The sequence below is a fragment of the Streptomyces sp. NPDC057900 genome (genome assembly GCF_042887885.1).
Lineage (GTDB): Bacteria > Actinomycetota > Actinomycetes > Streptomycetales > Streptomycetaceae > Streptomyces.
On the sequence record NZ_JBHVOI010000002.1, the window covers coordinates 1377333 to 1402693 of the forward strand.

At 71.9% G+C, this 25361-nt stretch carries 24 protein-coding genes; 16 read left to right on the forward strand and 8 right to left on the reverse strand.

Translation table 11 applies throughout. The features are described 5' to 3' along the window. Nucleotides 1-25 precede the first annotated feature (25 nt). From meaB to ACFVQ0_RS13540, 3 genes are all read left to right on the forward strand, one after another. On the forward strand, nucleotides 26-988 hold the full coding sequence (meaB, locus tag ACFVQ0_RS13530; protein WP_390087436.1) for a methylmalonyl Co-A mutase-associated GTPase MeaB: 963 nt from the start codon (nucleotides 26-28) through the stop codon (nucleotides 986-988). 216 nt (nucleotides 989-1204) lie between these two features. Further along, nucleotides 1205-3658, forward strand: a complete 2454-nt coding sequence (locus tag ACFVQ0_RS13535; protein WP_390087438.1) for a protein kinase — start codon at nucleotides 1205-1207, stop codon at nucleotides 3656-3658. Next, nucleotides 3655-5895 (forward strand): protein kinase, encoded by a 2241-nt coding sequence (locus tag ACFVQ0_RS13540; RefSeq protein WP_390087440.1) that lies wholly within the window; start codon nucleotides 3655-3657, stop codon nucleotides 5893-5895. Before ACFVQ0_RS13535 ends, ACFVQ0_RS13540 begins: the two co-directional genes overlap by 4 nt. A 19-nt stretch (nucleotides 5896-5914) precedes the next feature. On the opposite strand, the gene ACFVQ0_RS13545 is transcribed toward ACFVQ0_RS13540, so the two are convergent. Further along, nucleotides 5915-6502 carry a PepSY domain-containing protein gene (locus ACFVQ0_RS13545; protein ID WP_390087442.1) on the reverse strand — a complete coding sequence of 196 codons (588 nt, stop codon included), beginning with the start codon at nucleotides 6500-6502 and terminating at the stop codon, nucleotides 5915-5917. Between the two features lie 118 nt (nucleotides 6503-6620). Between ACFVQ0_RS13545 and ACFVQ0_RS13550 the strand changes: the two genes are divergently transcribed. Together ACFVQ0_RS13550 and ACFVQ0_RS13555 are read left to right on the forward strand one after the other, a co-directional pair. After that, complete coding sequence (locus ACFVQ0_RS13550) at nucleotides 6621-7280, forward strand: response regulator transcription factor (protein WP_390087444.1); 660 nt, start codon at nucleotides 6621-6623, stop codon at nucleotides 7278-7280. Beyond that, the gene (locus ACFVQ0_RS13555) at nucleotides 7277-8728 is read left to right on the forward strand and encodes a sensor histidine kinase (protein WP_390087445.1); all 1452 of its coding nucleotides are present in this window, start codon (nucleotides 7277-7279) and stop codon (nucleotides 8726-8728) included. The genes ACFVQ0_RS13550 and ACFVQ0_RS13555 overlap by 4 nt, the downstream gene beginning before the upstream one ends. 29 nt (nucleotides 8729-8757) lie before the next feature. Here the strand turns inward: ACFVQ0_RS13555 and ACFVQ0_RS13560 are convergent, their stop codons facing one another. The 4 genes from ACFVQ0_RS13560 to ACFVQ0_RS13575 form a co-directional block, all read right to left on the reverse strand. Further along, entirely contained in the window at nucleotides 8758-9228 is a 471-nt protein-coding gene (locus ACFVQ0_RS13560; protein ID WP_390087447.1) for a MarR family winged helix-turn-helix transcriptional regulator, read from the reverse strand. A gap of 127 nt (nucleotides 9229-9355) precedes the next feature. After that, nucleotides 9356-10117, reverse strand: coding sequence for an AIM24 family protein (locus ACFVQ0_RS13565; RefSeq protein WP_390087449.1), 762 nt, complete (start codon nucleotides 10115-10117; stop codon nucleotides 9356-9358). After that, on the reverse strand, nucleotides 10114-10764 hold the full coding sequence (locus ACFVQ0_RS13570) for an AIM24 family protein (RefSeq protein WP_371776074.1): 651 nt from the start codon (nucleotides 10762-10764) through the stop codon (nucleotides 10114-10116). Before ACFVQ0_RS13570 ends, ACFVQ0_RS13565 begins: the two co-directional genes overlap by 4 nt. Beyond that, nucleotides 10764-11396, reverse strand: coding sequence for an AIM24 family protein (locus tag ACFVQ0_RS13575; protein ID WP_390087814.1), 633 nt, complete (start codon nucleotides 11394-11396; stop codon nucleotides 10764-10766). The genes ACFVQ0_RS13570 and ACFVQ0_RS13575 overlap by 1 nt, the downstream gene beginning before the upstream one ends. A gap of 177 nt (nucleotides 11397-11573) precedes the next feature. Between ACFVQ0_RS13575 and ACFVQ0_RS13580 the strand changes: the two genes are divergently transcribed. Both ACFVQ0_RS13580 and ACFVQ0_RS13585 read left to right on the forward strand, forming a co-directional pair. Further along, nucleotides 11574-11924, forward strand: a complete 351-nt coding sequence (locus ACFVQ0_RS13580; protein WP_024494214.1) for a DUF3817 domain-containing protein — start codon at nucleotides 11574-11576, stop codon at nucleotides 11922-11924. Then, complete coding sequence (locus ACFVQ0_RS13585) at nucleotides 11921-12214, forward strand: MTH1187 family thiamine-binding protein (RefSeq protein ID WP_390087451.1); 294 nt, start codon at nucleotides 11921-11923, stop codon at nucleotides 12212-12214. Before ACFVQ0_RS13580 ends, ACFVQ0_RS13585 begins: the two co-directional genes overlap by 4 nt. Nucleotides 12215-12234: 20 nt before the next feature. Here ACFVQ0_RS13585 and ACFVQ0_RS13590 read toward each other — a convergent pair whose 3' ends face one another. Further along, complete coding sequence (locus ACFVQ0_RS13590; RefSeq protein WP_390087453.1) at nucleotides 12235-13221, reverse strand: DUF5937 family protein; 987 nt, start codon at nucleotides 13219-13221, stop codon at nucleotides 12235-12237. Between the two features lie 112 nt (nucleotides 13222-13333). On the opposite strand from ACFVQ0_RS13590, the gene ACFVQ0_RS13595 reads away from it, so the two are divergent. The 5 genes from ACFVQ0_RS13595 to ACFVQ0_RS13615 all read left to right on the forward strand — a co-directional run bounded on the left by ACFVQ0_RS13595 (nucleotide 13334) and on the right by ACFVQ0_RS13615 (nucleotide 18631). Next, nucleotides 13334-14716: an MFS transporter gene (locus tag ACFVQ0_RS13595; RefSeq protein ID WP_390087455.1), complete on the forward strand. Its 1383-nt coding sequence runs from the start codon at nucleotides 13334-13336 to the stop codon at nucleotides 14714-14716. A gap of 10 nt (nucleotides 14717-14726) precedes the next feature. Beyond that, nucleotides 14727-15236, forward strand: a complete 510-nt coding sequence (locus tag ACFVQ0_RS13600) for a MarR family winged helix-turn-helix transcriptional regulator (protein ID WP_073737055.1) — start codon at nucleotides 14727-14729, stop codon at nucleotides 15234-15236. A 76-nt stretch (nucleotides 15237-15312) separates the two neighbouring features. Next, nucleotides 15313-15645 carry a DUF3817 domain-containing protein gene (locus tag ACFVQ0_RS13605; protein WP_390087457.1) on the forward strand — a complete coding sequence of 111 codons (333 nt, stop codon included), beginning with the start codon at nucleotides 15313-15315 and terminating at the stop codon, nucleotides 15643-15645. 121 nt (nucleotides 15646-15766) lie between these two features. Beyond that, nucleotides 15767-17467: a methylmalonyl-CoA mutase gene (locus ACFVQ0_RS13610; protein WP_390087459.1), complete on the forward strand. Its 1701-nt coding sequence runs from the start codon at nucleotides 15767-15769 to the stop codon at nucleotides 17465-17467. Between the two features lie 84 nt (nucleotides 17468-17551). Continuing rightward, complete coding sequence (locus tag ACFVQ0_RS13615) at nucleotides 17552-18631, forward strand: alpha/beta fold hydrolase (protein ID WP_390087461.1); 1080 nt, start codon at nucleotides 17552-17554, stop codon at nucleotides 18629-18631. A 9-nt stretch (nucleotides 18632-18640) separates the two neighbouring features. Here the strand turns inward: ACFVQ0_RS13615 and ACFVQ0_RS13620 are convergent, their stop codons facing one another. After that, the gene (locus tag ACFVQ0_RS13620; protein WP_390087463.1) at nucleotides 18641-19270 is read right to left on the reverse strand and encodes a TetR/AcrR family transcriptional regulator; all 630 of its coding nucleotides are present in this window, start codon (nucleotides 19268-19270) and stop codon (nucleotides 18641-18643) included. Between the two features lie 317 nt (nucleotides 19271-19587). On the opposite strand from ACFVQ0_RS13620, the gene ACFVQ0_RS13625 reads away from it, so the two are divergent. The 4 genes from ACFVQ0_RS13625 to ACFVQ0_RS13640 all read left to right on the forward strand — a co-directional run bounded on the left by ACFVQ0_RS13625 (nucleotide 19588) and on the right by ACFVQ0_RS13640 (nucleotide 23813). Next, nucleotides 19588-20568: a tetratricopeptide repeat protein gene (locus ACFVQ0_RS13625; protein WP_390087465.1), complete on the forward strand. Its 981-nt coding sequence runs from the start codon at nucleotides 19588-19590 to the stop codon at nucleotides 20566-20568. Between the two features lie 598 nt (nucleotides 20569-21166). Then, nucleotides 21167-21823 carry a DUF6230 family protein gene (locus tag ACFVQ0_RS13630; protein ID WP_390087467.1) on the forward strand — a complete coding sequence of 219 codons (657 nt, stop codon included), beginning with the start codon at nucleotides 21167-21169 and terminating at the stop codon, nucleotides 21821-21823. A gap of 96 nt (nucleotides 21824-21919) precedes the next feature. Further along, nucleotides 21920-22501: a DUF6114 domain-containing protein gene (locus ACFVQ0_RS13635; RefSeq protein ID WP_311303141.1), complete on the forward strand. Its 582-nt coding sequence runs from the start codon at nucleotides 21920-21922 to the stop codon at nucleotides 22499-22501. After that, on the forward strand, nucleotides 22491-23813 hold the full coding sequence (locus ACFVQ0_RS13640) for a hypothetical protein (RefSeq protein WP_390087469.1): 1323 nt from the start codon (nucleotides 22491-22493) through the stop codon (nucleotides 23811-23813). The genes ACFVQ0_RS13635 and ACFVQ0_RS13640 overlap by 11 nt, the downstream gene beginning before the upstream one ends. Nucleotides 23814-23907: 94 nt before the next feature. Here the strand turns inward: ACFVQ0_RS13640 and pyk are convergent, their stop codons facing one another. Next, nucleotides 23908-25338 (reverse strand): pyruvate kinase, encoded by a 1431-nt coding sequence (gene pyk, locus ACFVQ0_RS13645; RefSeq protein WP_390087471.1) that lies wholly within the window; start codon nucleotides 25336-25338, stop codon nucleotides 23908-23910. Nucleotides 25339-25361 lie beyond the last annotated feature (23 nt).

The following is a 25361-nucleotide window of genomic DNA, read 5'->3' on the forward strand; positions in this document are numbered from 1 at the left end:
GTACGAGCGAGCGAGGAGACCGAGCGTGAAGGTGGACGTCCCCACCCTGGTGGAGCAGGCCCGCGAGGGCAGGCCCCGGGCCGTGGCCCGGCTGATCTCGCTGGTGGAGGGGGCGTCGCCGCAACTGCGCGAGGTGATGGCGGCCCTGGCGCCGCTGGCGGGCAACGCCTACGTGGTCGGCCTGACCGGCTCGCCCGGTGTCGGCAAGTCGACATCGACCTCCGCGCTCGTCTCCGCGTACCGGCGCCAGGGCAAGCGGGTCGCGGTCCTCGCCGTCGACCCGTCCTCACCGTTCTCCGGCGGCGCGCTCCTCGGTGACCGGGTCCGGATGTCGGACCACGCCTCCGATCCGGGCGTCTACATCCGCTCCATGGCCACGCGCGGGCATCTGGGCGGCCTCGCCTGGTCGGCCCCGCAGGCGATCCGGGTGCTGGACGCGGCGGGCTGCGACGTGATCCTGGTGGAGACCGTGGGCGTCGGCCAGTCGGAGGTGGAGATCGCCTCCCAGGCCGACACCTCCGTCGTCCTGCTCGCCCCCGGTATGGGCGACGGAATCCAGGCGGCCAAGGCCGGGATCCTGGAGATCGGCGATGTGTACGTGGTCAACAAGGCCGACCGGGACGGTGCGGACGCCACCGCCCGCGAGCTGAACCACATGCTGGGCCTCGGGGAGTCCCGGGGCCCCGGCGACTGGCGGCCGCCGATCGTGAAGACGGTCGCGGCCCGGGGCGAGGGCATCGACGAGGTCGTCGAGGCGCTGGAGAAGCACCGGGCGTGGATGGAGGAGCACGGGGTGCTCGCGGAGCGCCGCGCCTCCCGCGCCGCCCGCGAGGTCGAGACGATCGCGGTCACCCGGCTCCGCGAACGCATCGGGGACCTGCACGGCGACCGGCGCCTCGGCGCCCTCGCGGAACGCATCGTCGCGGGCCGGCTCGACCCGTACACGGCGGCGGACGAACTGGTGGCGGGACTGACCGGGGAGTCCTGAGCCGGCCGGGCACGGAACCGGGCAGGCCCGAGGCGGCCGGGCCCGGATCTGACAGGGCCGCACCCGGATCCGGCGCATTCCGCGCCGCATGGCTGATAACACGTCAGTCATGCGGCTGGAGTGCGCCGTTCGCGTCCTTCCGCCCTGCCGCACTCGCCCCCCACGTGACACGATTGCCGCCGGTCACGTGTCATGCGCGCCAGGGGGGAGTGGCACATGCTGAGTCCGCTGCGGGAGGACTCGCCCAGACGGATCGGCCCGTACGCGATACGGGCCCGGCTCGGGGCGGGCGGCATGGGCGAGGTCTTCCTCGGGGACCGGGGCGACGGTTCCGGCCCGGCCGCCGTCAAGACCGTCCGCCGCGACGTGGCCCAGGACCCCGGCTTCCGCAGCCGCTTCCGCCGCGAGATCACCGTCGCCCGGTCCGTCACCGGCCCCCGCCTCGCCCCGCTGCTCGACGGGGACGCCGACGCCGAAGTGCCCTGGCTCGCCACCGAGTACGTCGCGGGGCCCACCCTGTCCGCCGCCGTGCGGGGCGCGGGCGCCATGAGCGAGACCGAGGTCCGGATGCTGGGCGCCGGGCTCGCCCTGGCCCTGGCGGCCGTCCACGCGGCGGGCATCGTGCACCGCGACGTGAAGCCCGGCAACGTGATGCTCGCCGCCGACGGACCGCGCCTCATCGACTTCGGGATCGCCCGCGACCCCGGCGGCACCCCGCTCACCACCACCAGCCGGATGGTGGGCAGCCCCGCCTTCATGTCGCCGGAACACGTGGCGGGCAGCGGACGCGTCGTACCGGCCTCCGACATCTTCTGCCTCGCCTCCGTGCTCTGTTTCGCCGCCACCGGCCGGGACCCGTTCGGGGACGGCCCCGTCGCCGCGGTCCTGTACCGGGTGAAGTACGTCGAGGCCGATCTGACGGAGGTCCCGGCGGGGCTGCGCGCGGTCCTTGAGGAGTGCCTGACCGAGGACCCCGCCGCCCGCCCCACCGCCGCCGCGCTGGCCGCCCTCCTCGCGCCGGGCGCCGCCGACGGGTGGCCCGCACCGGTGACCCAGCAGATCGCGGAGTACCGGCGGGAGCTGGCCAGGGTCTGCGCGCTGGACGGGCCGCTGCTGCCGGGATACACGCCGACCGAGGCGGCCACCGGCAGCCGGGAGGCGCCCCGCCACCCCACGGTGGCGACGGACTTCGTGCTGCGCCCGCCCCAGGTGCCCACGCCCGCACCGGAGCCCGCCACGCCTCCCCGTTCCCGGCGGCGCCGGAACCTCCTGGCCGCCCTCGCCGCGCTCGTCCTCCTCGGGGCCGCGACCGGTGCGCTGCTGGCCCTGCGCGAGGGCGGCAAGGGCGGGGACGACCGGAAGGAACCGGCCGAGGTGCTCGCCGGCATCGACGCCCAGGGCGGCCGGGAGGGCTCCGGCACCGTCCCGTACGGCCGTGACGTCCACCCCGCCGGTTGGCAGACCTGGCAGGGCAAGATGACCGGGACCCCGCTCGGCTGCGCGGCGGGCCGGGACGTGCTGGTCTGCCGCACCACGGCCGGCTCGTACGAGGCGCTCTCGCCGTCCGGCGGAAAGAAACTGTGGGACTACTCGGCCCGCCTGGACGCCGATGAGGTCGGCGCCCGGATCAGCCCCACGGGCCAGGTCTTCATGCCGTCCGGATCGACCCGGCCCGCCGTCTACGGCGACCAGGTGCTGCTCGCCACCGGGGACCGGATCGTCTCGCTGGACTCCCGTACCGGCAAACCCCGTTGGGAGACCCGCGCCGGATCGACGCACGGCTTCGAGAGCGCGCCGCTGGTCGCCGACGGACTGGTCCTCGCGGACATCGGCCCCACCCCGGAAGGCGCCAGGGTCGCCGCGTTCGACCTCGCCACCGGCCAGGAGCAGTGGCGCAAACCGCTGGTGGGCGACAACCTCGCGAAGGCCGAGGAGTACGACTTCTGGCCGCTCAGCACCAGGGACGGCGTGCTCTACCTGCGCGGCCGGGACGGGCTGCGGGCCCTGCGCACCGGGGACGGCGCCGAGCTCGGCCGCAGGAAGGAGGGGCTGGACTCCCGGTGCTACGACGCGCTGATCCGGGCCCCGTACGTCTACTGCGCCGCGTACACCTACTCGGAGGACGGCAAGCACATGGCCGTGCAGCGGCTCCGCGCCCCCTCGCTCGCGTCCGACGGTGAGATCCCGCTGCCGGACACGGTCACCGACGGCGATGCCGCCCTCGCCGCCGTCGACGACCATGTGGTCGTCCTGGTCCGCACCGGCCTCCCCTGGGCGCCGGACGACATCGACCCTGAGATCGTCCTGGCCGGCCGGGACGACGGCAAGATCCTCGCCCGCTACCCGCTGGACCGGCGGTCCTTCGACGACCCGATCAACGCCGTCTCGCTCCCCGTGATCGTCGCGGACACCCTGGTGTGGGCGGACAGCACCAGCCTGTACAGCGTCGCCCTGCACAAGGGCGGCAAACCCGGCCCGCCGCGCAGGACCGCGCTCAAGGGCGCTCCGGGGCCCGAGACGCGCAAGGATTACGACACGCTCCAGTGGGGCGTCGTCCTGTCCGACGAGGTGCTGCCGCCGGAGGTCCTCCCGGTCGGCGGGGCCGTCTACGTCATCCAGCACGGCGGCAAGGTGTTCTCCGTCCCGCTGCCCGGCGCGTCCGCCTCATGATCGAACGGCCGGCCCCCGGCACCCGGACCCGGATCGGGCCCTACCGCGTCCTCGGCCTGCTCGGCACGGGTGGCATGGGCGAGGTGTACCTGGCGCGGCCGGTCGGGGCGCCCGCCGGGGCGCTCGTCGCGCTGAAGACCGTACGGCTCGAACTCGACCTGGACGACGGGTTCCGGGTCCGGTTCCGGCGGGAGATCCAGGCGGCCGCCGCCGTGCGCAGCCCCCGCACCGCCGCGTTCCTCGGCGGCGACGCGAGCAGCCGCACGCCCTGGCTCGCCACCGAGTACGTCCCCGGCCCCTCGCTGGCGGAGGCGGTGAGCCGGGACGGGCCGCTGCCGGAGCCGGTGGTCAGGGCCATGGGCGCGGACCTGGCCCTGGCACTCGCGGACATGCACGCCGTACGGGTGCTGCACCGCGACCTGAAACCGGGCAACGTGCTCCTGGGCCCCGACGGACCCAAGGTGATCGACTTCGGCATCGCCCAGGCCTTCGACGCCACCCAGCTGACCCGTACCGGGGTCGTGGTCGGCAGCCCCGGCTACATCTCGCCCGAGCACGTCAACGGCTCGGCGGCGCTGGTGCCCGCGTCCGACGTGTTCTGCCTGGGCGCGGTGCTGGCGTTCGCGGCGGCGGGGCGCGGTCCGTTCGACGACTCCGACATGGCGGCGGTGATCTTCCGGATCGCCCGGGGTGACGCCGAACTCTCTGGCGTGCCGCCGCTGTTGCGCGAGGTGATCTCCCGGTGCCTGGACGCACGGCCCGAGCGGCGCCCCGGCTCCCGGGAACTGGCCGCGCTGCTGCTCCCGGCGGGGCCCGTGGTCCCGTTCCCCTGGACGCCGGGGGTACGGGAGCAGCAGGCCGACTACGGGCGGGCGGCCAGGGAGTGCGCCGACTCGGCTCCGGCCGAGGCCGGTCCCGCGCCCTTCGTACCGCCGCCGCTGCCGCCGGGGCCGCCCGTCGCCTTCCCCCTTCCGGAGGAGGCCGGGACGGGCGGCGGTCCGCGCCGGGCGCCCCAGCTGGTCCTGGCGGCCGTGGCGGTCACGGTCTGCCTGCTGCTGGGCTACCTGCTCTGGCCGGACCCGCCTGCCGGGGGCGGCGGTCCGGGGAGCGGCGCCCGGTCCTCGGGTCCCGGCGGCGGTCCTTCGCACGCCGCGGAGACCGTCGGCGTGCGCGCGGTTCCCCGCGCCGACAGCGGCCGCACGGGCGACTTCGGCAAGGCGGCGACCGACCCGTCCGTCCGGCCCGCCGGCTGGAAGGCGTGGAAGTCCACCGTCCGGGGCGGTTCCGGCGAGTGCGGCCTCGCGGAGTCGGCCCTGCTGTGCGGCGGGACGAAGGGGCTCACCGCGCTCGACGCGGCCGACGGCAGACAGCGCTGGCAGGTCCCGAAGGGGGCGGGGGGCGCCGCCGGGGCCGTCGTCGCCGGCTTCACGAAGGGGACCGTGTACGCGTTCGTGGGCCAGGCCCTGGTCGGCTACCGGATCACGGACGGCGAGGAGCGGTGGCGGGCGAAACTGCCCGCCGGGCAGACCGGTTCCGCCGCCGTCCAGGACGGCGACACCCTCTTCTACGTCACCGCCGGCGGTTCGCCCGGCACCGGCAGGCTGGCCGCCCGCCGGCTGACCGGCGACCGGGGCGAGCTGTGGCACAAGCCCTACGACGGCACCCGGCCCGTCCTGGTCGCCGACGACGGGCGGCTGGTCGCGGTCGCGGGCGACACCCGGATCGTCGACGCGGCGACGGGCACCGTGAAGGAGCGGCTGTCCGCGAACGATTTCCCGTGCGAGGACCCGGCGCTCAGGGGGCGGGTGCTGGTCTGCCGGGCGGCGACGGGGACGGGCCTCGCCGCCATGAACGACGTGGACCGGCCCCGGGAGCACCGGATCATCGCCGACGGGTTCACGGTCCGGGACCCGGTGGCGCTGACCGACGACGGAACGGTGGTGTTCAACGACGACGAGAGCCTGCGCGCCTTCTCCGTGGCCGGCGATGTGGAGAAGTGGCCCACGGACCGGTTCGCGGACGGGGGCGGTGCGCCCTCGGTGGCCGGGGACCTGGTCCTCGCGGCCTCGGGCGCGGGGGTGGGCACGTACCGGCGGAAGGACGGGGAACCGGAGAACAGCACCAGCTACACCGGCGTCCCCTTCCCGCCCAAGGGCCCGCCGCAGCTGCTGGCCGTCGGCGACATCGTGTTCCTGTGCTTCCCCGACGGGACGGTCGTCTCCGGTTACGTGCCCTGACCGGGCGCGCGGGGGTCCCTCAGTCGTCGTCCCCGTCGTCGTCCCCGTCGTCGCTGTCCGGCCGGTCCACCGTGACCTCGGCCGTCTTCGCGTCCACGTTCCGCTCGTGCTTCGCGCCGTCCTTGCCCCGGATGTCGACCTCCCAGCGCACCGCCCGGCCGCCGCGTCCGTCGTGGTCCTCCAGCTCGACGGAGGTCACCGTGCCGGGCACGGAGCCGAGCGCGGCCCGGACCGCCTCGTCGAGCGTCACGGCGGTCCTGCGGGGCGCGTGCCGGTCGCCGTCGTCGTGTTCGACGTGCTTGCCGATCACCTTGCCGCTGTCCGGGTCCACCGTCACGTCGTGCCGGGCCCGGTCCGAGCCGTACACGTCGAGCTCCCAGACGAGCCGGCCGTCCTCCTCGTCGAGTTCGGCCTCGGTCACCGTGCCGGGGACGGCCCGGACGGCGGCCCCGGCCGCGTCCCCGACGGTGACGCGGGCGCTCTCCCGGCCCGCCGTGCCGCCCGAGCCGCCCGTCGTGCCGCTGCCCGCCAGGGCGACGGCGGTGGCGGCCCCGCCGCCGGCCAGTACGGCAGCGGTGACGGCGGCGATGACGATCTTTCGCTTCATGAGGGGTCCTCCCGGTCGGATGGTCCGTTGCGACGGGATCCACCCTGCCGGGGCGATGCTGAACGCAGCCTGAAGCCACCTGAAGCCGTCTTCAGGTTCGGTTTGGGAGGCTGTGCGCATGCGCCTGTTGATCGTGGAGGACGAGAAGCGGCTGGCGATCTCCCTGGCCCGGGGGCTCACCGCCGAGGGATTCGCCGTGGACGTCGTGCACGACGGGCTCGAAGGGCTGCACCGGGCCTCGGAGGGCGCCTACGACCTGGTCGTCCTCGACATCATGCTGCCGGGGATGAACGGCTACCGGGTCTGCGCCGCCCTGCGCGCCGCCGGACACGAGGTGCCCATCCTGATGCTGACGGCGAAGGACGGGGAGTACGACGAGGCCGAGGGGCTGGACACCGGCGCCGACGACTACCTCACCAAACCGTTCAGCTACGTGGTGCTGGTCGCCCGGGTCCGCGCACTGCTGCGCCGGCGCGGCGGCTCCGCCTCGCCCGTGGTCACCGTCGGCGCCCTGCGGATGGACACCGCCGCCCGCCGGATCCACCTCGGCGGGGACGAGATCGTGCTCACCACCAAGGAGTTCGCCGTGCTCGAACAACTCGTGCTGCGGGCCGGGCACGTGGTGAGCAAGGCGGAGATCCTGGAGCACGTCTGGGACTTCGCCTACGACGGCGACCCGAACATCGTCGAGGTGTACGTCAGCACCCTGCGCCGCAAGCTCGGCCCGGCCGCCATCCGCACGGTGCGCGGCGCCGGTTACCGGCTGGAGGCGCTGTGAGATCGGTACGGGCCAGGGCGGCGCTCGGTGCCACGGTGGTCGTCGCCCTCGCCCTCGTCGCCGCCGGGCTGGCCGCGCTGCTGGTCCTGCGCGCCAACCTCACGGACCAGGCGGGTCTCCAGGCCGAGGTGGCGGCCCGCGAGACCGCAGGGCAGCTGGCCCTCGACGTCCCGTACGACCGGCTGGAGACGGGCGACGAGGAGGACCACCCGGTCCAGGTGACCGACGAGGACGGGCGGGTGGTCGCCGTCTCCAAGGACCTGGAGGCGATCAGCGGCACCGGCACGGACCGGGTCACCCCGCAGCCCCCGCACGGCACCCCGGAGAAGGGTGACGACGACGGTGACCGCGACGACGATGACGACGATGACGACGGCGCGGGCGCGGACCCCGGCCGGGGTGAGGTCTCCACCGATGACCCGGACTTCGGCAACGGCACCGCCACCGTCGACGGCGACCGCGCCGACTACCGGTTCGCCTCCGTCGAGGCGACGGACTCCACCGGGCTGACCCTCACCGTCCATGCCGGTGCCCCGCTCGCCGCCGAGCAGCGGGCCGTGGCGAGCGTGCGCGCCGCGATGCTGGCCGCGCTCCCCGTCGTGCTGCTCGTCGTCGCCGGGGTGACCTGGCTGGTGACCCGGCGCGCGCTCCGCCCGGTCGAGGACATCCGGCGCGAGATGGCGGCGATCACCGCGTCCGAGGATCTCAGCAGGCGGGTGCCGGAGCCCGCCTCGCGCGACGAGGTCGCCCGGCTGGCCCGTACCACCAACGAGACGCTCACCGCGCTGGAGTCCTCCGTCGACCGGCAGCGGCGGTTCGTCGCGGACGCCTCGCACGAGCTGCGCTCCCCGATCGCCTCGCTCCGCACCCAGCTGGAGGTGGGCGCCGCGCACCCGGAGCTGCTGGACGTGGAGGGCGCGGTGGCCGACACCGTGCGGCTCCAGGTGCTCGCCGCCGATCTGCTGCTGCTGGCCCGGCTGGACGCGGGGGAGCGGCCCGGGAACGCGCGGCTGGAGCTGGCCGCGCTGGTCCGCGCGGAGGTCTCGCAGCGCACCGGCGACCGGATTCCGGTGGTGGTGTCGGCGCCCGAGCCCGGCGGGCTCGAAGTGACCGGTTCACGCGGTCAGCTGGCCCGGGTGATCGGCAATCTGCTGGACAACGCCGAGCGGCACGCGGTGAGTTCGGTGGCCGTGGCGGTGCGGGCGGAGAGGGGTGGCGCGGTCGTCTCGGTCACGGACGACGGGGCCGGGGTGCCGGAGGCGGAGCGGGGGCGGATCTTCGAGCGCTTCGTGCGCCTCGACGACGCCCGTGCCAGGGACGACGGCGGGGCCGGGCTGGGCCTCGCCATCGCCCGCGATGTGGCCACCCGGCACGGGGGCCGGCTGACCGTGACCGGTGCGGGGGAGCGCGGCGCCCGGTTCGAGCTGTGGCTGCCCGGCCCGCGCTGAGCGCCGCCCCCGTGTGTGCCGGACCTGAGTCAGACGCGGCGTGCGCGCAGATGGTCCGCGACCGGGGCGAGGGCCGCGTGCAGCTGCTCCAGCGCCTCCGGGGTCAGCAGGTCCATGAAGTGCTTGCGGACCGATGCCACGTGGTGCGGTGCCACCTTCCGCATCGTCTCCGCGCCGGCCTCCGTGAGGACGGCGTACAGCCCGCGCCGGTCGGACTCGCAGTTCTCCCGGCGGACCAGGCCCGCGCTCTCCATGCGGGTGACCTGGTGCGAGAGCCTGCTCTTGGACTGCAGGGTAGCGGTGGCGAGATCACTCATCCGCAGCCGCTGGTCCTGCGCCTCCGAGAGGTTGACGAGGATCTCGTAGTCGTTGTTGGTCAGGCCGAACGGCTGGAGGTCCTTCTCCAGCTGGTGCATCAGCAGCCTGCTGACATCCAGGTGGGTGCGCCAGGCGCACTGCTCCGCGTTGGTCAGCCAGCGGGTGGCCGTCTCGGTCTCCATATATGGATTCTACCTAAGAAGTTGAAATCCGGACGAAGTTAGTCGGTGTGACGCCCGGCACGCGCCGGCCGGGTCCCGCGAATAATGAGGTGCGGAGGGTTCGGCGTCACACTCCGCAGAGTACCGTTCACAACCCGAGACGCCGTTGGAGGTCCCCCGGCCGGCCAGGGGTGCGGGGGCTGGACCCAGGTTGACCCGCGCCCGGAACACCCGCCTGCTGCGGCACCGCCCCGGTCGGCTGCTCGGCCATCAGCACCTCGGTGGACTGGAGCAGCACCGTACCCGCGCCCACGAACTCGAACTGGTGCTCCTCGCCGGAGGCGCCGCCGATCCCGGTGAGCCCCCGCAGCCCGCCCAGCACACCGGTCATATAGCCGTGGTCGTAGTGGTGGCAGGGCGAGGGGCAGTCCGCCCAGCCCACCAGCGCCTGCGGATCGACCCGCAGCGGCGGCTCCATGAAGACCACCGGACCGTTGGACGCGGCGACGAACTTCCCCGTGCCGATCAGCGTCAGGAAGCCCGGCACGATCGACTGCTTCAGCGCCAGCGTCGGCTGGTAGGCCAGCAGATTGCCGGACCGGATCGTGAGGTTCCCGTCCTCCAGGTCGTAGGAGTTCACATCGAACGCCCGGTCCGCGAGCAGCATCTTCCCGCTGCCCTCCGCGACCACCCAGTCGCTCGCGTGCAGCGGCGAGTGGAAGCTCGTACGGACCAGCCGCTCGAAGCGGCCGTGCCCGATGCCGTTGAACTCGATCCGCCCGTAATAGGCGATCATCTTGCCCTTCTGCAGGAACCACTGGCTCCCCTTGAGCTCCACACAGAAGGTGTACGCGTTGACGTTGTCGTCCGACGGCAGAGTCATCGGATCGAAGACCACGGGCGTGCTCACAGCTTCTCCTCGGAGGCCTGGACGTACACCGCACCACTGCCGCTCAGCTCCAGCTGGAACCCCTCGCCGGAACCGCGCCCCACCATCTCGCGCCAGCCGAGCGCGGTGGAGAGCTTGTTGCGGACGTCGCCGTGGTGCGCGACGTACGCCTGCGGGTCCACGTGCACATCGCGGCCCGGCGTGATCGGCAGCTCGATCACCCCGCCGTGCGCCATCACCGCCACCGCCCCGTGCCCCTTCAGCGTCGTGGTGAACAGGCCCTGGCCGCTGACCTGGCCGCGCACCATGCCCATCACGCCGCCCTGCGAGCCCATGAACATCGTGCCCTGCTGGAGCGCGCCGTCGAAGGCGAGCAGCCGGTCGGCCTCCACGTAGAGGGTGTCCCCGGACAGGTTGATCACCTGGATGTGGTGGCCGCCGTGACCGAACATCACGGTGCCGCTTCCCTCGACCGTCATCAGCGGGGTCGCCTCGTTCGCCACCCGGCGGCCGATCATCGACATCACACCGCCCTGACCGCCCTGGATGTTCGGTGTGAAGGACACCTCGCCCCGGTAGGCCAGCATCGCGCCGCGCTGGCTGAACATCTTCTGGCCGGGGACCACCGTCGCCTCGACCATCTTCGAGTTGATCTCGCGGAACGGCATCAGAGATCGCCCCCGATCGTGTTCCGCTCGCTGGGCTGGACGTAGACGAGTCCCTCGCCCTCGAAGCGGATCTGGAAGGACTCGCCGGACCCCTCGCCCATCAGCGTCCGGAAGTTCACCCCGGACTGGAAGTGCTGCCGGAGGCTGCCCTGGTGGGCGATGTAGGCGCCGGGGTCGACGAAGAGCGGGTACTGGGCGGAGACCCGCAGCGCCACGGCGGAGCCGTCCGACATGATCGCCGCCTGGCCGGTCCCCTCGACGGTGGTGGTGAACAGGCCGTTGCCCGTCCCGCCGCCGCGCAGCCCGGTGAAGGTGGTGCCGGTGCGCAGACCGGCGTCGGTACAGAGCAGGTTGCTCGCCTCGACGTGCAGCTTCTCGCCGCGCAGCGAGACGAGGCTGATGTCGCTCGCCCGGTCCGCGAAGTAGCAGGTGCCCTCTCCCTTCACCTCCATCACGGCCATCTGCTCGCCGGCCAGCCGTCGGGTCACCATGCCGCGCAGACCCTCACCGCCGCCGGTCATCTTCTTGAACGCCATCCGGCCGTCGTACGCGACCATCGAGCCGTTCTTCGCCTTGACGGCGTCGCCGGTCAGGTCGACGGCGAGCGTCTTGCTGCCTTGGAGTCGGAACATTGCCACGGTGCGACGGTAGCCGCCGGAAATCCGGCCCGTCCCACGAATGAGGACAAGGAGTGCCCGAAGGGCGCGAAACGGCCCCCGCTCCACGGCCGGACAGCGGCCGGTGCCACAATGGTCGCGCTTGTGCCTGCGTTCACAAGCTGTCACCGTCCTCCCACCGAAGGTGCCCCCGTGGACATCAAGACCGCCACCGCCCTGCACCGGCTGCGCCTCATCTCGATTCCCGAGGCGCTGTCCTTCCCCGCGCTGATCCTCTTCGGCTCTGTGCTGAGCCGGATCTCCGACATCGACTTCCTGATGATGCCGCTCGGCATGCTGCACGGCGTGCTCTTCGTGATCTACGTCGTGCTGCTGCTGGACGTCTGGAACAAGACCAAGTGGCCGCTCAAGCGCGTCGCGTTCTTCTTCCTGCTCTGCGTGCTGCCGTTCGGCGGCCTGTACGGCGACAAGGTGCTCAAGCGCTACGAGGCCGACGGCGTCATCGCCGCCCGCGCCCGCCGCGAAGGGACGGTCAGCGCATGATCGTCGCCTTCTCGGTGAGCCCGCTCGGCGTCGGTGAGGACGTCGGCGAGTACGTCGCCGACGCCGTCCGCGTCGTCCGCGAGTCCGGGCTGCCCAACCGCACGGACGCCATGTTCACCTCCATCGAGGGGGAGTGGGACGAGGTCATGGACGTCGTCAAGCGCGCCGTCGCCGCCGTCGAGGCGCGGTCCGGGCGGGTCTCCCTCGTCCTCAAGGCCGATATCCGCCCCGGTGTGACCGACGGTCTGAACTCCAAGGTCGAGACGGTCGAGCGGTACCTCGCCGGCTGACGCCGGTCCGCTGACCGGCACTACGGCTGGGACGCCGCCAGCGCGATCCCGAGTGGCGTCCGCTCGTACAGCACCTGGTGCCCGTACCTGCGCGAGGTCAGCAGCCCCGAGGACCGCAGCACCGACAGGTGCTCCGAGACGGACGACGGCGCGAGGGCGAGCCGGTGGGCGAGCGCGGTGGTGCCGGCCGGCTCGTCCAGCGCGCACAGGACGTCGGCGCGGGCCCGGCCGAGCAGCCGGGCCAGCGCGTCCGGGGTGCGGTCGCCGGGCTCCGTCCAGAGCCCGCCGATCCCGCGCGCCGGATAGATGACCGCGGGCAGCCAGGGGGCCTCGAAGCCGCCGACCACGTTCGGCCAGGCGAACACGCTCGGCATCAGCACGAGGCCCTGCCCGCCGAGCACCCGGGAGTGCCGGCCGGCCGTGCGGGCGATGGTGAGCGTCGAATCCGCCCAGCTCAGCTGCGGGCTCAGTTCGCTCAGCAGCCGCTCGAAGCCGACTGCCGCGAGCCGCCGGGAGTGATACGCCACATCCGCCTCCAGCAGCGCCCGCAGCCGGGGCCAGTGCGGCTCTACCAGCGCCCGCCAGGCCCGCTCCAGCAAATCGGCCAGCTCCCGCACGGTCCGCGCCGGATCGGCCAGCATCGCCTGCCCGGCGGCGGATTCCAGCGCCCCGGGCCGTTCCGAGAGCGCCCATGCGATGTCCTCCCGCGCCAGCGCCGGATCGACCGCCCGCACGCCCGCGATCTCCTCCTCGAACGAGGTGAGCGGCCCCTGCGGCGGCGGGCAGAAGAAGTCCGGGCTGTGACCGCGTTCGTTCATCAGCAGCCACAGCGGCCCGAGATCCAGCCCGGCGGCCGCGTCCCGGATCCGGCGCAGCCACGGCAGGTGATAGCCCTGCCGCTGCGGTGTGGCCAGCACCCGCACGGCGGCCTGGGTCTCCCCGAGCGGGGAGAGCGCGAACCGGCAGCGCAGCAGATCGCTCTCCTCGAAATGCAGATGGAACGGCATGCGCGGCCTCGGGACGAGTCGGGTGGCAGGTTCGGGCGGATGAGTCGCGGGGAAGATTCGGCTGGGACCGAAAGTCTACGGACCGCGTGCCGCGTTCCCGCAGGCTGCGTCCATGCCGAGAGACACCGATCCGCCGACGGACGGCCACCCACCCCGCGACCCGGAGCGCGCCGGTTCCCCTGACCCGAGCGAACCGCCCGTGCTCCGGGCCCCCGCGGCCCCCGCCGACGTGCCGGAGGAGCCCTCCCGCGGCTACCGGGCCGTCTTCGCCGTCGTCGAGTTCCGCGCCGTCTTCGCCGCGCACCTGCTCTCGCTGCTCGGCGTCGTCGTCAGTGAGCTCGCGCTGACCGTCCTCGTGTACGACCTCACCGACTCACCCCTGCTCAGCGCCCTCACCTTCGCGCTCGGCATGCTGCCGTACCTCGTCGGAGGCACCCTCTTCGCGGGGATCGCGGACCGCTACCCCGCGCGCCGGGTCCTGGTCACCTGCGACCTGATCTGCGCGGCCTGCGTCGCCGTGATGGTGCTCCCCGGCACCCCCGTCGCCGGACTGCTCCTGCTGCGCTGCCTGGTGGCCGCCGTCTCACCGGTCTTCACCGGGACCAGGATGGCCGCGCTCACCGACATCCTGGGCGAGGGCGACCTCTTCGTGCTGGGCCGCTCGCTGCTGCGGATCGTCTCGCAGAGCGCGCTGCTGGCCGGTTTCGGCGTGGGCGGGCTGCTGCTGGCGGTGGTCTCGCCGCGCGGTGCGATCACCATCACCGTGGCCACCTTCCTCTGCTCGGCCGCGCTGCTCAGGCTCGGCACCCGGGACCGGCCGGCCCGCGCCACGGGCAAGGGTGGCGGCAGCCTGCTGGGGGAGTCGCTCGCGGGCGCCCGGCTGGTGCTGGGCCACCGCCGGATCCGGGCACTGCTGCTGCTCTTCTGGCTGCCCCCGATGTTCGTCGTCGCGCCGGAGGCGCTGGCCGCCCCGTACGCCGACGAGATCGGTGTGGGCAGCGCCGCGCTCGGGCTGCTGATGTGCGCCATGCCGGTCGGCTCCATCGCCGCCGAGCTGTACACGGGCGCCGCGCTGAGCCCCCGTACCCGTGCCCGTGTCGTGCTGCCCCTCGCCGGGGCCGGGCTGCTGCCCCTGGTGCTGTACGGGTTCCGCCCCGGAGCCGCCCTGGCGGCCGTCGCGCTGGTGCTGGCAGGGGTGGGTTCCGCGTACGTCATCGGGCTCGACCAGTGGTTCGTCGAGGCCGTCCCGGACGAGCTCCGCGGGCGGGCCATGACCGTGCTCACCGCCGGGCTCATGACGCTCCAGGGCGTCGGCATGGCGCTGGCGGGACTGGCCGCCGAGTTCTTCCCGGTGCACCAGGTGGTCGCCGGGGCGGGAGCGGTGGGCACCCTGTGCCTGCTGGTGCTCGTGGCGGAGGTCCGCAGAACCGGACCCGCTCACCGAATTCGGACCGAAGTTCGAGACGGGGCGGACCAGCATGTGACCAGTGGGTAAGGTCGATGCCGTGCCGAAGCCGCTCAGTCTCCCCTTCGATCCCATCGCCCGCGCCGACGAACACTGGCAGCAGCGCTGGGGTCCCGTGCCCTCCATGGGGGCGATCACCTCGATCATGCGTGCGCAGCAGATCCTGCTCGCCGAGGTGGACGCGGTGGTCAAACCGTACGGACTGACGTTCGCGCGGTACGAGGCGCTGGTCCTGCTCACCTTCTCCAAGGCCGGTGAGCTGCCGATGTCCAAGATCGGTGAGCGGCTGATGGTCCACCCCACGTCCGTCACGAACACCGTGGACCGGCTGGTGCGCTCCGGCCTGGTCGACAAGCGCCCCAACCCGAACGACGGGCGGGGCACGCTCGCCTCGATCACGGACAAGGGTCGCGAGGTCGTCGAGGCGGCCACGGAGGACCTGGTCGCGATGGAGTTCGGGCTCGGGGTGTACGACGCGGAGGAGTGCGGCGAGATCTTCGCGCTGCTGCGGCCGCTGCGGATCGCCGCGCAGGACTTCGAGGAGATCTGAGCGGGTCCGCGGAGGGCGCGGTTCCGGGCCCGGCCCGCTGCAAGATCGCCCCGGACGTCCGGTTAGGCTCGATGGCATGAAACGCAGTGTGCTGACCCGATACCGGGTGATGGCCTACGTCACCGCCGTCATGTTGCTCGTGCTCTGCACCTGCATGGTTTTCAAGTACGGCTTCGATACCGGCGAGGGCCTGACGCTCGTCGTCTCGCAGATCCACGGCGTGCTCTACATCATCTACCTGATCTTCGCCTTCGACCTCGGCTCCAAGGCGAAGTGGCCGATGGGCAAGCTGCTCTGGGTGCTGATCGCCGGTACGATCCCGACGGCCGCGTTCTTCGTCGAGCGCAAGGTCGTCCGCGACGTCGAGCCGCTGCTCACGGACGCCGCCCCGGTGCCCGCGAAGGCCTGACCGGCGCCGGTCCGAAGCCCGGTCCGAGCCCGCGTCCGAAGGCTGGTCCGAACCGCCCCGCGCAAAGCGCCGGGCGGTTTGCCATCGACATTTACTAGGACGTCCTAGTAAATTTGTACGCATGGACGCTGACGCGATCGAGGAAGGCCGCCAACGCTGGCAGGCCCGTTACGACAAGGCCCGCAAGCGTGACGCGGACTTCACCACGCTCTCCGGGGATCCGGTCGAGCCCGCCTACGGCCCCCGCCCGGGGGACGCGTACGAGGGCTTCGAGCGGATCGGCTGGCCCGGTGAGTACCCCTTCACCCGCGGGCTCTACCCGACCGGCTACCGGGGCCGCACCTGGACGATCCGCCAGTTCGCCGGCTTCGGCAACGCCGAGCAGACCAACGAGCGCTACAAGATGATCCTGGCCGCGGGCGGCGGCGGCCTCAGCGTCGCCTTCGACATGCCGACGCTGATGGGGCGCGACTCGGACGACCCCCGCGCGCTCGGCGAGGTCGGCCACTGCGGGGTGGCCATCGACTCCGCCGCCGACATGGAGGTCCTCTTCAAGGACATCCCGCTCGGTGACGTCACGACGTCGATGACGATCAGCGGCCCCGCCGTGCCCGTCTTCTGCATGTACCTGGTCGCCGCCGAGCGCCAGGGCATCGACCCGGCCGTGCTCAACGGCACGCTCCAGACGGACATCTTCAAGGAGTACATCGCGCAGAAGGAGTGGCTCTTCCAGCCCGAGCCCCATCTGCGTCTCATCGGTGACCTGATGGAGCACTGCGCCCGCGACATCCCCGCGTACAAGCCGCTCTCCGTCTCCGGCTACCACATCCGCGAGGCCGGAGCCACGGCCGCGCAGGAGCTGGCGTACACCCTGGCCGACGGCTTCGGATACGTGGAGCTGGGCCTCTCCCGCGGGCTGGACGTCGACACCTTCGCCCCCGGCCTCTCCTTCTTCTTCGACGCGCACCTCGACTTCTTCGAGGAGATCGCCAAGTTCCGCGCCGCCCGCCGGATCTGGGCCCGCTGGATGAAGGAGACGTACGGCGCGAAGACCGACAAGGCGCAGTGGCTCCGCTTCCACACCCAGACCGCCGGCGTCTCGCTCACCGCCCAGCAGCCCTACAACAACGTGGTGCGCACCGCCGTGGAGGCGCTCTCCGCGGTCCTCGGCGGCACCAACTCCCTGCACACCAACGCCCTCGACGAGACCCTCGCGCTCCCCTCGGAGCAGGCCGCGGAGATCGCCCTGCGCACCCAGCAGGTGCTGATGGAGGAGACCGGCGTCGCCAACGTGGCCGACCCGCTGGGCGGTTCCTGGTACGTGGAGCAGCTCACCGACCGGATCGAGGCGGACGCCGAGAAGATCTTCGAGCAGATCAGGGAGCGCGGCACCCGGGCCCACCCGGACGGGCAGCACCCGATCGGCCCGATGACGTCCGGCATCCTGCGCGGCATCGAGGACGGCTGGTTCACCGGCGAGATCGCCGAATCCGCCTTCCGCTACCAGCAGTCGCTGGAGAAGGGCGACAAGCGCGTCGTCGGCGTCAACGTCGCCCACGGCTCGGTCACCGGCGACCTGGAGATCCTGCGGGTCAGCCACGAGGTCGAGCGCGACCAGGTCAGCGAGCTCGCCGGGCGCAAGAGCGGCCGCGACGACGCCCGGGTGGGCGCCGCGCTGGACGCGATGCTGGCCGCCGCCCGCGACGGCTCCAACATGATCGCCCCGATGCTCGACGCCGCACGGGCGGAGGCGACCCTCGGTGAGATCTGCGGGGTGCTGCGCGAGGAGTGGGGCACCTACACGGAGCCGCCCGGCTTCTGACAGGTAGTTGGCAGTTACAGGTGTCACCTCCAGGGGGCCGGGTAGGCGCAGCCGCGATACTCGTACCCCTCTGGAGGCAACACCGTGAGACTGTCCGGGAGAATCACAGCGGCCGCGGGCGCCGCACTCGCCGTACTCGGGACGCTGCTGGTCAGCGGCTCGACGGCGGTCAGCGCCGCACCGGCACCGAAGCCGAGGGTGCAGGACACCTTCGACTCGCTCGGCCCGGATGTGCAGGCCGCGAAGCTCTCCAGCGGCCGGACCGCGCACTACATCGACGAAGGGCGCAGGGGCGGCACCCCGGTCCTCTACATCGGCGGCACCGGCACCAGCGCGCGCGCCGCGCACATGACCGACTTCTTCCGCTCCACCCGGGAGTCGTTCGGCCTCCGGCTGATCTCCGTGGAGCGCAACGGCTTCGGTGACACCGAGTACGACCCCTCGCTCGGCAAGGCCGACTTCGCGAAGGACGCCCTGGAGGTCCTGGACCGGATCGGCGTCAAGAAGGTCTCGGTGATCGCGATCTCCGGCGGCGGCCCGTACGCCGCGGAGCTCGCCGCCCGCGCCCCCGGCCGGATCAAGGCCCTCCACCTGGCCGCCGCGCTCCCGCCGTACGGTGAGAAGGCCGCGTACTGCGGTCTGAGCGACGACGCGCTGGCCGACGCGGTCAAGGACTCGATAGCCGACCCGCGCTCCTGGTGGGCGTTCCCCGATGACAGCGCCGTCAAGTCCATCCCGGGCTTCGCCGACACCGCGTACGAGGAGGGCGCCCGCACGTACAACCAGCGCGGCCAGAAGTCCGATCCGGCGCCGCAGGTGCACGAGCAGAAGCTCTACTGCCAGCGTCCCGGGCCCGACCTGTCGAAGCTGAAGGCGCCCGTCTACCTGTACGGCGGCGACAAGGACACCACCGTGCCGACGGCCGCCGCCCTGGCCACCTGGCGCAAGGCACTGCCGGTCACCCCGGTCGTCCGTACCTACGCCGACTCCGGCCATGACGTCCAGTACCGCCACTGGGACCAGATCCTGGTGGACCTGGCCGGCCAGGGAGACCGCACCGTCGTCTGCCACAGCGACCGCACCAAGCTGATGGCGCCGAAGCGGGCGGACCGGCTGGTCTCCGCCGGCAAGGCCACGCTGGGCAGCTGCGCCTGGCAGCAGTAGCGGGTACCGCTACCCCGCGGCGGCCGCGCCCAGCCCCGCGAGCAGCAGCAGCGTGAAGCGCCGGGCCCAGTCGGTATCGACGGGCTCGGCGCTCACCAGCGCCCGGTGCACCACCGCGCCGGCGATCACATCGAAGATCAGATCCGCCGTCAGGGCCGCCGTGGCCTCGTCCGGCTCGACCGGCAGCTCGCCCCGGTCCTGGGCCCGTCGGCGGCCCTGCAGGACGAGGCGCTTCTGCCGGTTCACGATCGAGTCGCGGATCCGGGTCCGCAGCGCCTCGTCCCGGGTCGACTCCGCGACCACCGCCATCAGCGCCGTCTGGGTCTCCGGCCGTTCCAGCAGCGCGGCGAACTGGAGCACCACCGCCTGCACATCGGCGGACAGGCTGCCCAGATCGGGGAGTTCCAGCTCGTCGAAGAGGACCGCGACCGCGTCCACGACGAGTTCGTTCTTGCCCGCCCAGCGCCGGTACAGCGTCGTCTTGGCGACCCCGGCCCGCGTCGCCACATCGCCCATCGTCAGCTTCGACCAGCCGAGGTCGACCAGCGAGGCTCTGGTCGCCTCCAGGATCGCCTCATCGGTCGCGGCATTGCGCGGACGTCCCGTTCGTGCGGGTTTGGGGTGGCTGCGGCTGAGCATGACGCGACCATACCCGCCAGTAGCTAAATTCGACCGGCCCCGTCGGCCGTGAGACAGATCACCGGGTGGTCCTGTTCAGCAGGGGGCATGGCCAGTTACGCTACGGGTCGTAGCGTAAGGACGACGGCTGTGCCGTCGTCGCGCGACGGACGATCGACAGCCACAGGCACCGGGTGGGGACCGGGTGCCGAACCGGGTCTTTCAGGGGCCCCGGGACCGTGTCTGTCCGTACACCTCGCACACCGGCGGGGGTCGCGGACGGGCGCGGTTCACGTATCGCTTTCCGGATCGGTGTGCCAAGGGGGGAGGATGTACGTATGCAGCCTAGGAACATGTCCATGAGCGGCGTCGTCGACCTCGCCGCGGTGAAGGCGGCCGGTGAGGCCAAGGTGAAGGCGGAGCAGGCCCGAGCCGAGTCCGCCCGGCAGGGTGGCCCCGCCGCCGTACCCGCTTCCTCTCTTGTGTTCGACGTCGATGAGGCGGGCTTCGAGAGCGACGTACTGCAGCGCTCCGCCGAAGTCCCCGTCGTCATCGACTTCTGGGCCGAGTGGTGTGAGCCGTGCAAGCAGCTGGGCCCGCTCCTGGAGCGGCTGGCCCAGGAGTACAACGGCCGCTTCGTGCTGGCCAAGGTCGATGTCGACGCCAACCAGATGCTGATGCAGCAGTTCGGGATCCAGGGCATCCCGGCGGTCTTCGCCGTCGTCGCCGGGCAGGCCCTGCCGCTCTTCCAGGGCGCGGCCCCCGAGGCCCAGATCAGGGAGACCCTGGACCAGCTGATCCAGGTCGGCGAGGAGCGCTTCGGGCTCACCGGCATCGTGGTCGACCGGGACGCGGCGGCTCCGGGCGCTGCCGGACAGGAGCCCGCACCGGCGCCCGCCGGGCCGTACGACGCCCTGCTGGAGGCGGCCGCGCAGGCGCTGGACGCCAATGACTTCGCCGGTGCCGTCCAGGCGTACAAGAACGTCCTCTCCGACGAGCCGGCCAACAGCGAGGCCAAGCTCGGCCTCGCCCAGGCCGAACTCCTGGCCCGGGTCCAGAAGACGGACCCGCAGCAGGTCCGCAAGGACGCCGCCGAGAATCCGGCCGATGTGCCGGCCCAGCTCGCCGCGGCCGACCTGGATCTGGTGGGCGGTCATGTCGAGGACGCGTTCGGCCGTCTCGTCGAGACGGTCCGCCGGACTTTCGGTGACGACCGGGACCGGGTGCGGGTGCGGCTGCTGGAGCTGTTCGAGGTGATCGGCCCGGACGACCCCCGGGTCGGCGCCGCGCGCACCGCTCTCGCGCGCGTCTTGTTCTGATCTGACAACACGGCCGCGACTCCTCCCCGGAGTCGCGGCCGTTTTCGCGTCAGGGCGATAAGAGAAGCCCGAACTTTACCAAATCTTGATAACCGCACCCGCTGTTACTGCGAGTAAATCACTCACCAGGTTCTGTCCGACTTCGGGCGCCAATGGCGTAGTTCGTCTGCCGGTCCGGGGCAACCCTGTGTGGCTGACCGGTGCCGCCCCGTCGTGACCGGGTTATCGCGCCGTTACCAGTGAGTAACGAACCCCCTTGTGTCACGGCCGCGAATGGACCACGATCGGCCACGCTCGGTCCAATAACGCCAGTCCGGCTGCCAGTCGGTGCGGCGGCTCTGTTGGGTCCCCACCGGGTGGGCCGGCGGCAGTGGCGCCGGTTCCGGACAGGGGGGTTCCTGCCGAACGGCAGGGCCTGTCCGAAGAGGTTGCGCTCAGGCGTGGCCAGTGGTTGTCGCTCGGGGGTGATCGCCGGTGTTTCGGGCGCGGTTCACGTCCCCGTTCGCGGGCGCTCTCCTTTCCGGGGACGTAGCACTTCTCCATCCCGGGCCGGGCAGGATGCCAGGCCGGAGATGTACGTCCGAGAAGGAGGAAAAGTATGAGTTCCCAGGTTCGCGGTGGCACGAGATGGAAGCGTTTCGCCGTCGTCATGGTGCCGAGTGTCGTAGCCACCGCCGCGGTGGGTGTCGGCCTGGCGCAGGGTGCGCTCGCCGCGTCGTTCAGCGTGTCGGGGCAGCAGTTCAAGGTCTCGGCCGCCGAGCTGAATGGCGAGAACTTCGTCCAGTACGGCTCCATCGCGACGGAGGACGGCGCCGACCCCACGAAGGAGGGCAAGGCGCACGCCGTGGCCGTCTCCGGGTTCAGCCACGCCACCATCAGCAAGATGTGCCAGTCGGTCGTCACCCCCAACCTGCCGTTCGGGCTGGGCAGCGTGACACTGCGGCTGACAGCCGGTGACCCGGCCAAGACCAATGGCAAGCTGGTCGACGCCACGGGTCTTTACCTCGACGTCTCGGATCTCAACGCTGACGCCGAGTTCGGAAACATCGACATCGGTGTGCGCACGGGCGATCTGGCGAACCCGGGCGTCCAGCCCAAGGCCGGGAAGTACGTCAACCCGAACGGGTTCGCGCAGCGGGCCGAGACCGCCAAGCTGACGGGCGTGAAGCAGCAGGCGTGGGCCACTACGGCAGGAACGTTCAAGCTGCCGGGTCTGCATCTGGCGTTGTCCAAGGGCGTCAACGAGTGCTACTAGGGCACTAGCCCGGGCGGTCGGGGGCGCACAGCGGGTCCCCGACCGTCCACCCTTCTCCTTCTCACAGCAGTACCGGTTCCCAGGGAGCTGTTTTCCATGAGCCCCGAATCCCAAGGGCAGAACGAGCACTACCTCTCCGTCGCCCGGCGAGGCTTCCGCACCTGGCGGGGTGACCGGCCGTTCTGGGCCGGACTGTTCACCATGCTGGGCGGCGTGCCCATCATGTACTTCCCGTACGCGAACATGCACCTCGGCAACGTGACGCTGGCGATGTCCACCACGGCCGGCGCCGGTTCGCTGATCATCGGTGTCCTGCTCGTCACACTGGGCCTGACGATGTGGTTCCACAGCGTCGTCCGTGTGTTCGCCGGTGTCGCGGCGATTCTGCTGGCCCTCATCTCCATACCCGTCGCCAACATCGGCGGCTTCGTGATCGGCTTCATCTTCGCCCTGATCGGCGGCGCGCTCTCCGTGTCGTGGGCCCCGGGCGAGGCGCCGGCGGCGGAAGAGCCCGCGCCGGCCGCGGCCGCTCCCGCCGAGGAGGCCCCGGACACCCTCTCGTTCGCGAAGGGCGAGCCGCTTCCCGAGGGCGCGCTCCACGGGGCCGGCGTCCCCGAGCGGCAGGCCCCGTACGACACGACGGCCGAGGCCGAGGGCGGGAGGCATCGTGCGGGGTGACGACAAGCAGATGAACCGCTCGGACGAGAGCGGGCTCCAGGAACACAGGGGGCCCCGGCACGCCGCCCCCAGGAAGTCGCTTCTGACGAAGCTGCACATGCCCTCCGGTAAGAAGGCGTTCGCGCTCGCAGCGATGCCGACGGCTGTCTTCGTCGGGATGGGGCTCACCCCCAAGCTGGCGATGGCCGACGACAGCGCGGACATCCCCTACGCGCCCGGCCCCTGTGTGACCCGCTCCGACGAGCCGAGCGAGTCGCCCTCGCCCTCCGCATCGGAGACCAAGAAGCCGTCCCCGTCCGCCTCGGTGAGCGGCAAGGCCACACCGGACAAGAGCGACGGGGCCACTCCGAAGCCCTCCGCCACCCCGTCCGCGAGCGCCTCGGGCGACACGGAGACCGACTCCGCGAAGAAGGCCGGCGAAACCCCGGCCGAGACGCCGAGCGCGACCCCCTCGCCCACCAAGTCGAAGAACCCGCTCGACCCGCTGGGCCTCGGAGACGCGCTCAAGGACCTCTTCGACGGACCGGACAAGAAGACGCCGGACCCCTCCCCGAGCGCCACCACCGCGTCCCCGAAGCCTTCCACGAGCACCACGGACGAGAAGTCCTCGGACAAGGCCTCCGGCAAGACGGCGGACAAGCCGGCCGACAAGCCCGTCAAGGAGGTCACGGACGCGGCGAAGGACACGGCCGACAAGACCGCCGACGCCATCCGCGAGGCGGCGGCCAAGGCCGGCAAGCCGGTCAAGGAGCTGGGCAAGGACGTCAAGGGACTCGACCCCAAGAAGGACGAGGACATCCCGGACGGCGCCAAGCCCTCCTTCCCGTGCCCGACCGCCGACCCGAAGGCACTGGCCGACGCCGATCTGGAGCAGGGCATCCCCCGCCTCCCGAACGACCCGTGGATCCTGGAGAGTTCGCTGCTCACCCTGAGCGGACTCGACTACAAGGGCATCGTGGAGGTGCAGAAGGGCGACGGCTCCACGAAGAAGGTGCTGAAGTTCACCGCCTCCTCCATCGACATCAAGGACCTCCACCAGCTCACGGTCGGCCCGCAGTCGGGCGCCACCGGCCATGTGACGTCGCGCAAGGGTTCCACCTCCACCATCCGCGACGGCGAGGTGACGATGTACACGGAGGAGCTGAAGGGCAACCTCTTCGGCCTCATCCCGATCACGTTCAGCCCCGAGACGCCGCCGCCGATCAACGTGCCGTTCGCCTTCTTCACCAAGGTGAAGGTGACCCAGGCCGGCCAGTTCGGCGGGACGCTGACGGTGCCGGGCCTGCACAACTACTTCACCCGGGGCAGCTGACGCACCCCTGACCCATTCGTGAGCCGCACAACGGCTGTGGGCCGCACCCCCTTTTCGGGGATGCGGCCCACAGTCATGTCTGCGGCGGAGGCCGTCAGTCGCGGCCCTGGCCGCCCACGTGGTGCACGCGCACCATGTTGGTCGTGCCGGGGACGCCGGGGGGCGAGCCGGCCGTGATGACCATGGTGTCGCCGTTGCTGTAGCGGTCCAGCTTCAGCAGCTCCGCGTCGACCAGGTCCACCATCGCGTCCGTGGTGTCCACGTGCGGGACCACGTGGGCCTCCACGCCCCAGCTGAGGGCCAGCTGGTTGCGGGTGGACTCGTCCGTGGTGAAGGCCAGGATGGGCTGGGCCGCGCGGTAGCGGGAGAGGCGGCGGGCGGTGTCGCCGGACTTGGTGAAGGCGACCAGCGCCTCACCGTTCAGGAAGTCCGCGATCTCGCAGGCCGCACGGGCCACAGAACCGCCCTGGGTACGCGGCTTCTTGCCCGGCACCAGGGGCTGGAGGCCCTTGGAGAGCAGCTCCTCCTCGGCCGCGACGACGATCTTCGACATCGTCTTGACCGTCTCGATCGGGTACGCGCCGACCGAGGACTCCGCGGAGAGCATGACCGCGTCCGCGCCGTCCAGGATCGCGTTCGCGACGTCGGACGCCTCGGCGCGGGTCGGACGGGAGTTGGTGATCATCGACTCCATCATCTGGGTCGCGACGATCACCGGCTTGGCGTTCCGGCGGCAGAGCTCCACCAGGCGCTTCTGCACCATCGGGACCTTCTCCAGCGGGTACTCGACCGCGAGGTCGCCACGGGCGACCATCACACCGTCGAACGCCGCGACGACGCCCTCCATGTTCTCGACGGCCTGCGGCTTCTCGACCTTGGCGATGACGGGGACCCGGCGGCCCTCCTCGTCCATGATCTTGTGGACGTCCTTGACGTCACCGGCGTCGCGCACGAAGGAGAGGGCGACCAGGTCGCAGCCCATCTTCAGGGCGAAGCGGAGGTCGTCGATGTCCTTCTCGGACAGGGCCGGGACGTTGACCGCCGCACCCGGCAGGTTGATCCCCTTGTGGTCGGAGATCACCCCGCCCTCGATGACGATGGTGTGGACCCGGGGGCCGTCCACGGAGACGACCTTCAGCTCGACGTTGCCGTCGTTGATCAGGATCGGGTCGCCCTTGGCGACGTCTCCGGGCAGGCCCTTGTAGGTCGTCCCGCAGATCGACTTGTCCCCGGGGACGTCCTCCGCGGTGATGACGAACTCGTCCCCGCGGACCAGTTCGACAGGGCCCTCGGCGAACTTCGCCAGGCGGATCTTCGGGCCCTGGAGGTCGGCGAGTACGCCGACCGCCCGGCCGGTCTCGGCGGCGGCCTTGCGGACCCGGTCGTAACGACCCTGGTGCTCCGCGTGGGAACCGTGACTGAAGTTGAATCGGGCCACGCTCATGCCGGCCTCGATCAGAGCGACGAGCTGCTCATGGGAGTCGACGGCGGGGCCGAGGGTGCAGACGATTTTGGAACGGCGCATGAGGCGGATCCTATCGGTTTGTT

Bases quoted from the DNA above. Each gene is read 5' to 3' on its own strand.
- ACFVQ0_RS13605 (WP_390087457.1), top strand. From the start codon at position 15,313: ATGAAACGCAGTGTGCTGACCCGATACCGGGTGATGGCCTACGTCACC.
- ACFVQ0_RS13545 (WP_390087442.1), bottom strand. From the start codon at position 6,502: ATGAAGCGAAAGATCGTCATCGCCGCCGTCACCGCTGCCGTACTGGCC.
- ACFVQ0_RS13540 (WP_390087440.1), top strand. From the start codon at position 3,655: ATGATCGAACGGCCGGCCCCCGGCACCCGGACCCGGATCGGGCCCTAC.
- pyk (WP_390087471.1), bottom strand. From the start codon at position 25,338: ATGCGCCGTTCCAAAATCGTCTGCACCCTCGGCCCCGCCGTCGACTCC.
- ACFVQ0_RS13610 (WP_390087459.1), top strand. From the start codon at position 15,767: ATGGACGCTGACGCGATCGAGGAAGGCCGCCAACGCTGGCAGGCCCGT.
- ACFVQ0_RS13550 (WP_390087444.1), top strand. From the start codon at position 6,621: ATGCGCCTGTTGATCGTGGAGGACGAGAAGCGGCTGGCGATCTCCCTG.
- ACFVQ0_RS13635 (WP_311303141.1), top strand. From the start codon at position 21,920: ATGAGCCCCGAATCCCAAGGGCAGAACGAGCACTACCTCTCCGTCGCC.
- ACFVQ0_RS13560 (WP_390087447.1), bottom strand. From the start codon at position 9,228: ATGGAGACCGAGACGGCCACCCGCTGGCTGACCAACGCGGAGCAGTGC.
- ACFVQ0_RS13625 (WP_390087465.1), top strand. From the start codon at position 19,588: ATGCAGCCTAGGAACATGTCCATGAGCGGCGTCGTCGACCTCGCCGCG.
- ACFVQ0_RS13585 (WP_390087451.1), top strand. From the start codon at position 11,921: ATGATCGTCGCCTTCTCGGTGAGCCCGCTCGGCGTCGGTGAGGACGTC.
- ACFVQ0_RS13590 (WP_390087453.1), bottom strand. From the start codon at position 13,221: ATGCCGTTCCATCTGCATTTCGAGGAGAGCGATCTGCTGCGCTGCCGG.
- ACFVQ0_RS13630 (WP_390087467.1), top strand. From the start codon at position 21,167: ATGAGTTCCCAGGTTCGCGGTGGCACGAGATGGAAGCGTTTCGCCGTC.
- ACFVQ0_RS13535 (WP_390087438.1), top strand. From the start codon at position 1,205: ATGCTGAGTCCGCTGCGGGAGGACTCGCCCAGACGGATCGGCCCGTAC.
- ACFVQ0_RS13575 (WP_390087814.1), bottom strand. From the start codon at position 11,396: ATGTTCCGACTCCAAGGCAGCAAGACGCTCGCCGTCGACCTGACCGGC.
- ACFVQ0_RS13570 (WP_371776074.1), bottom strand. From the start codon at position 10,764: ATGCCGTTCCGCGAGATCAACTCGAAGATGGTCGAGGCGACGGTGGTC.
- ACFVQ0_RS13620 (WP_390087463.1), bottom strand. From the start codon at position 19,270: ATGCTCAGCCGCAGCCACCCCAAACCCGCACGAACGGGACGTCCGCGC.
- ACFVQ0_RS13595 (WP_390087455.1), top strand. From the start codon at position 13,334: ATGCCGAGAGACACCGATCCGCCGACGGACGGCCACCCACCCCGCGAC.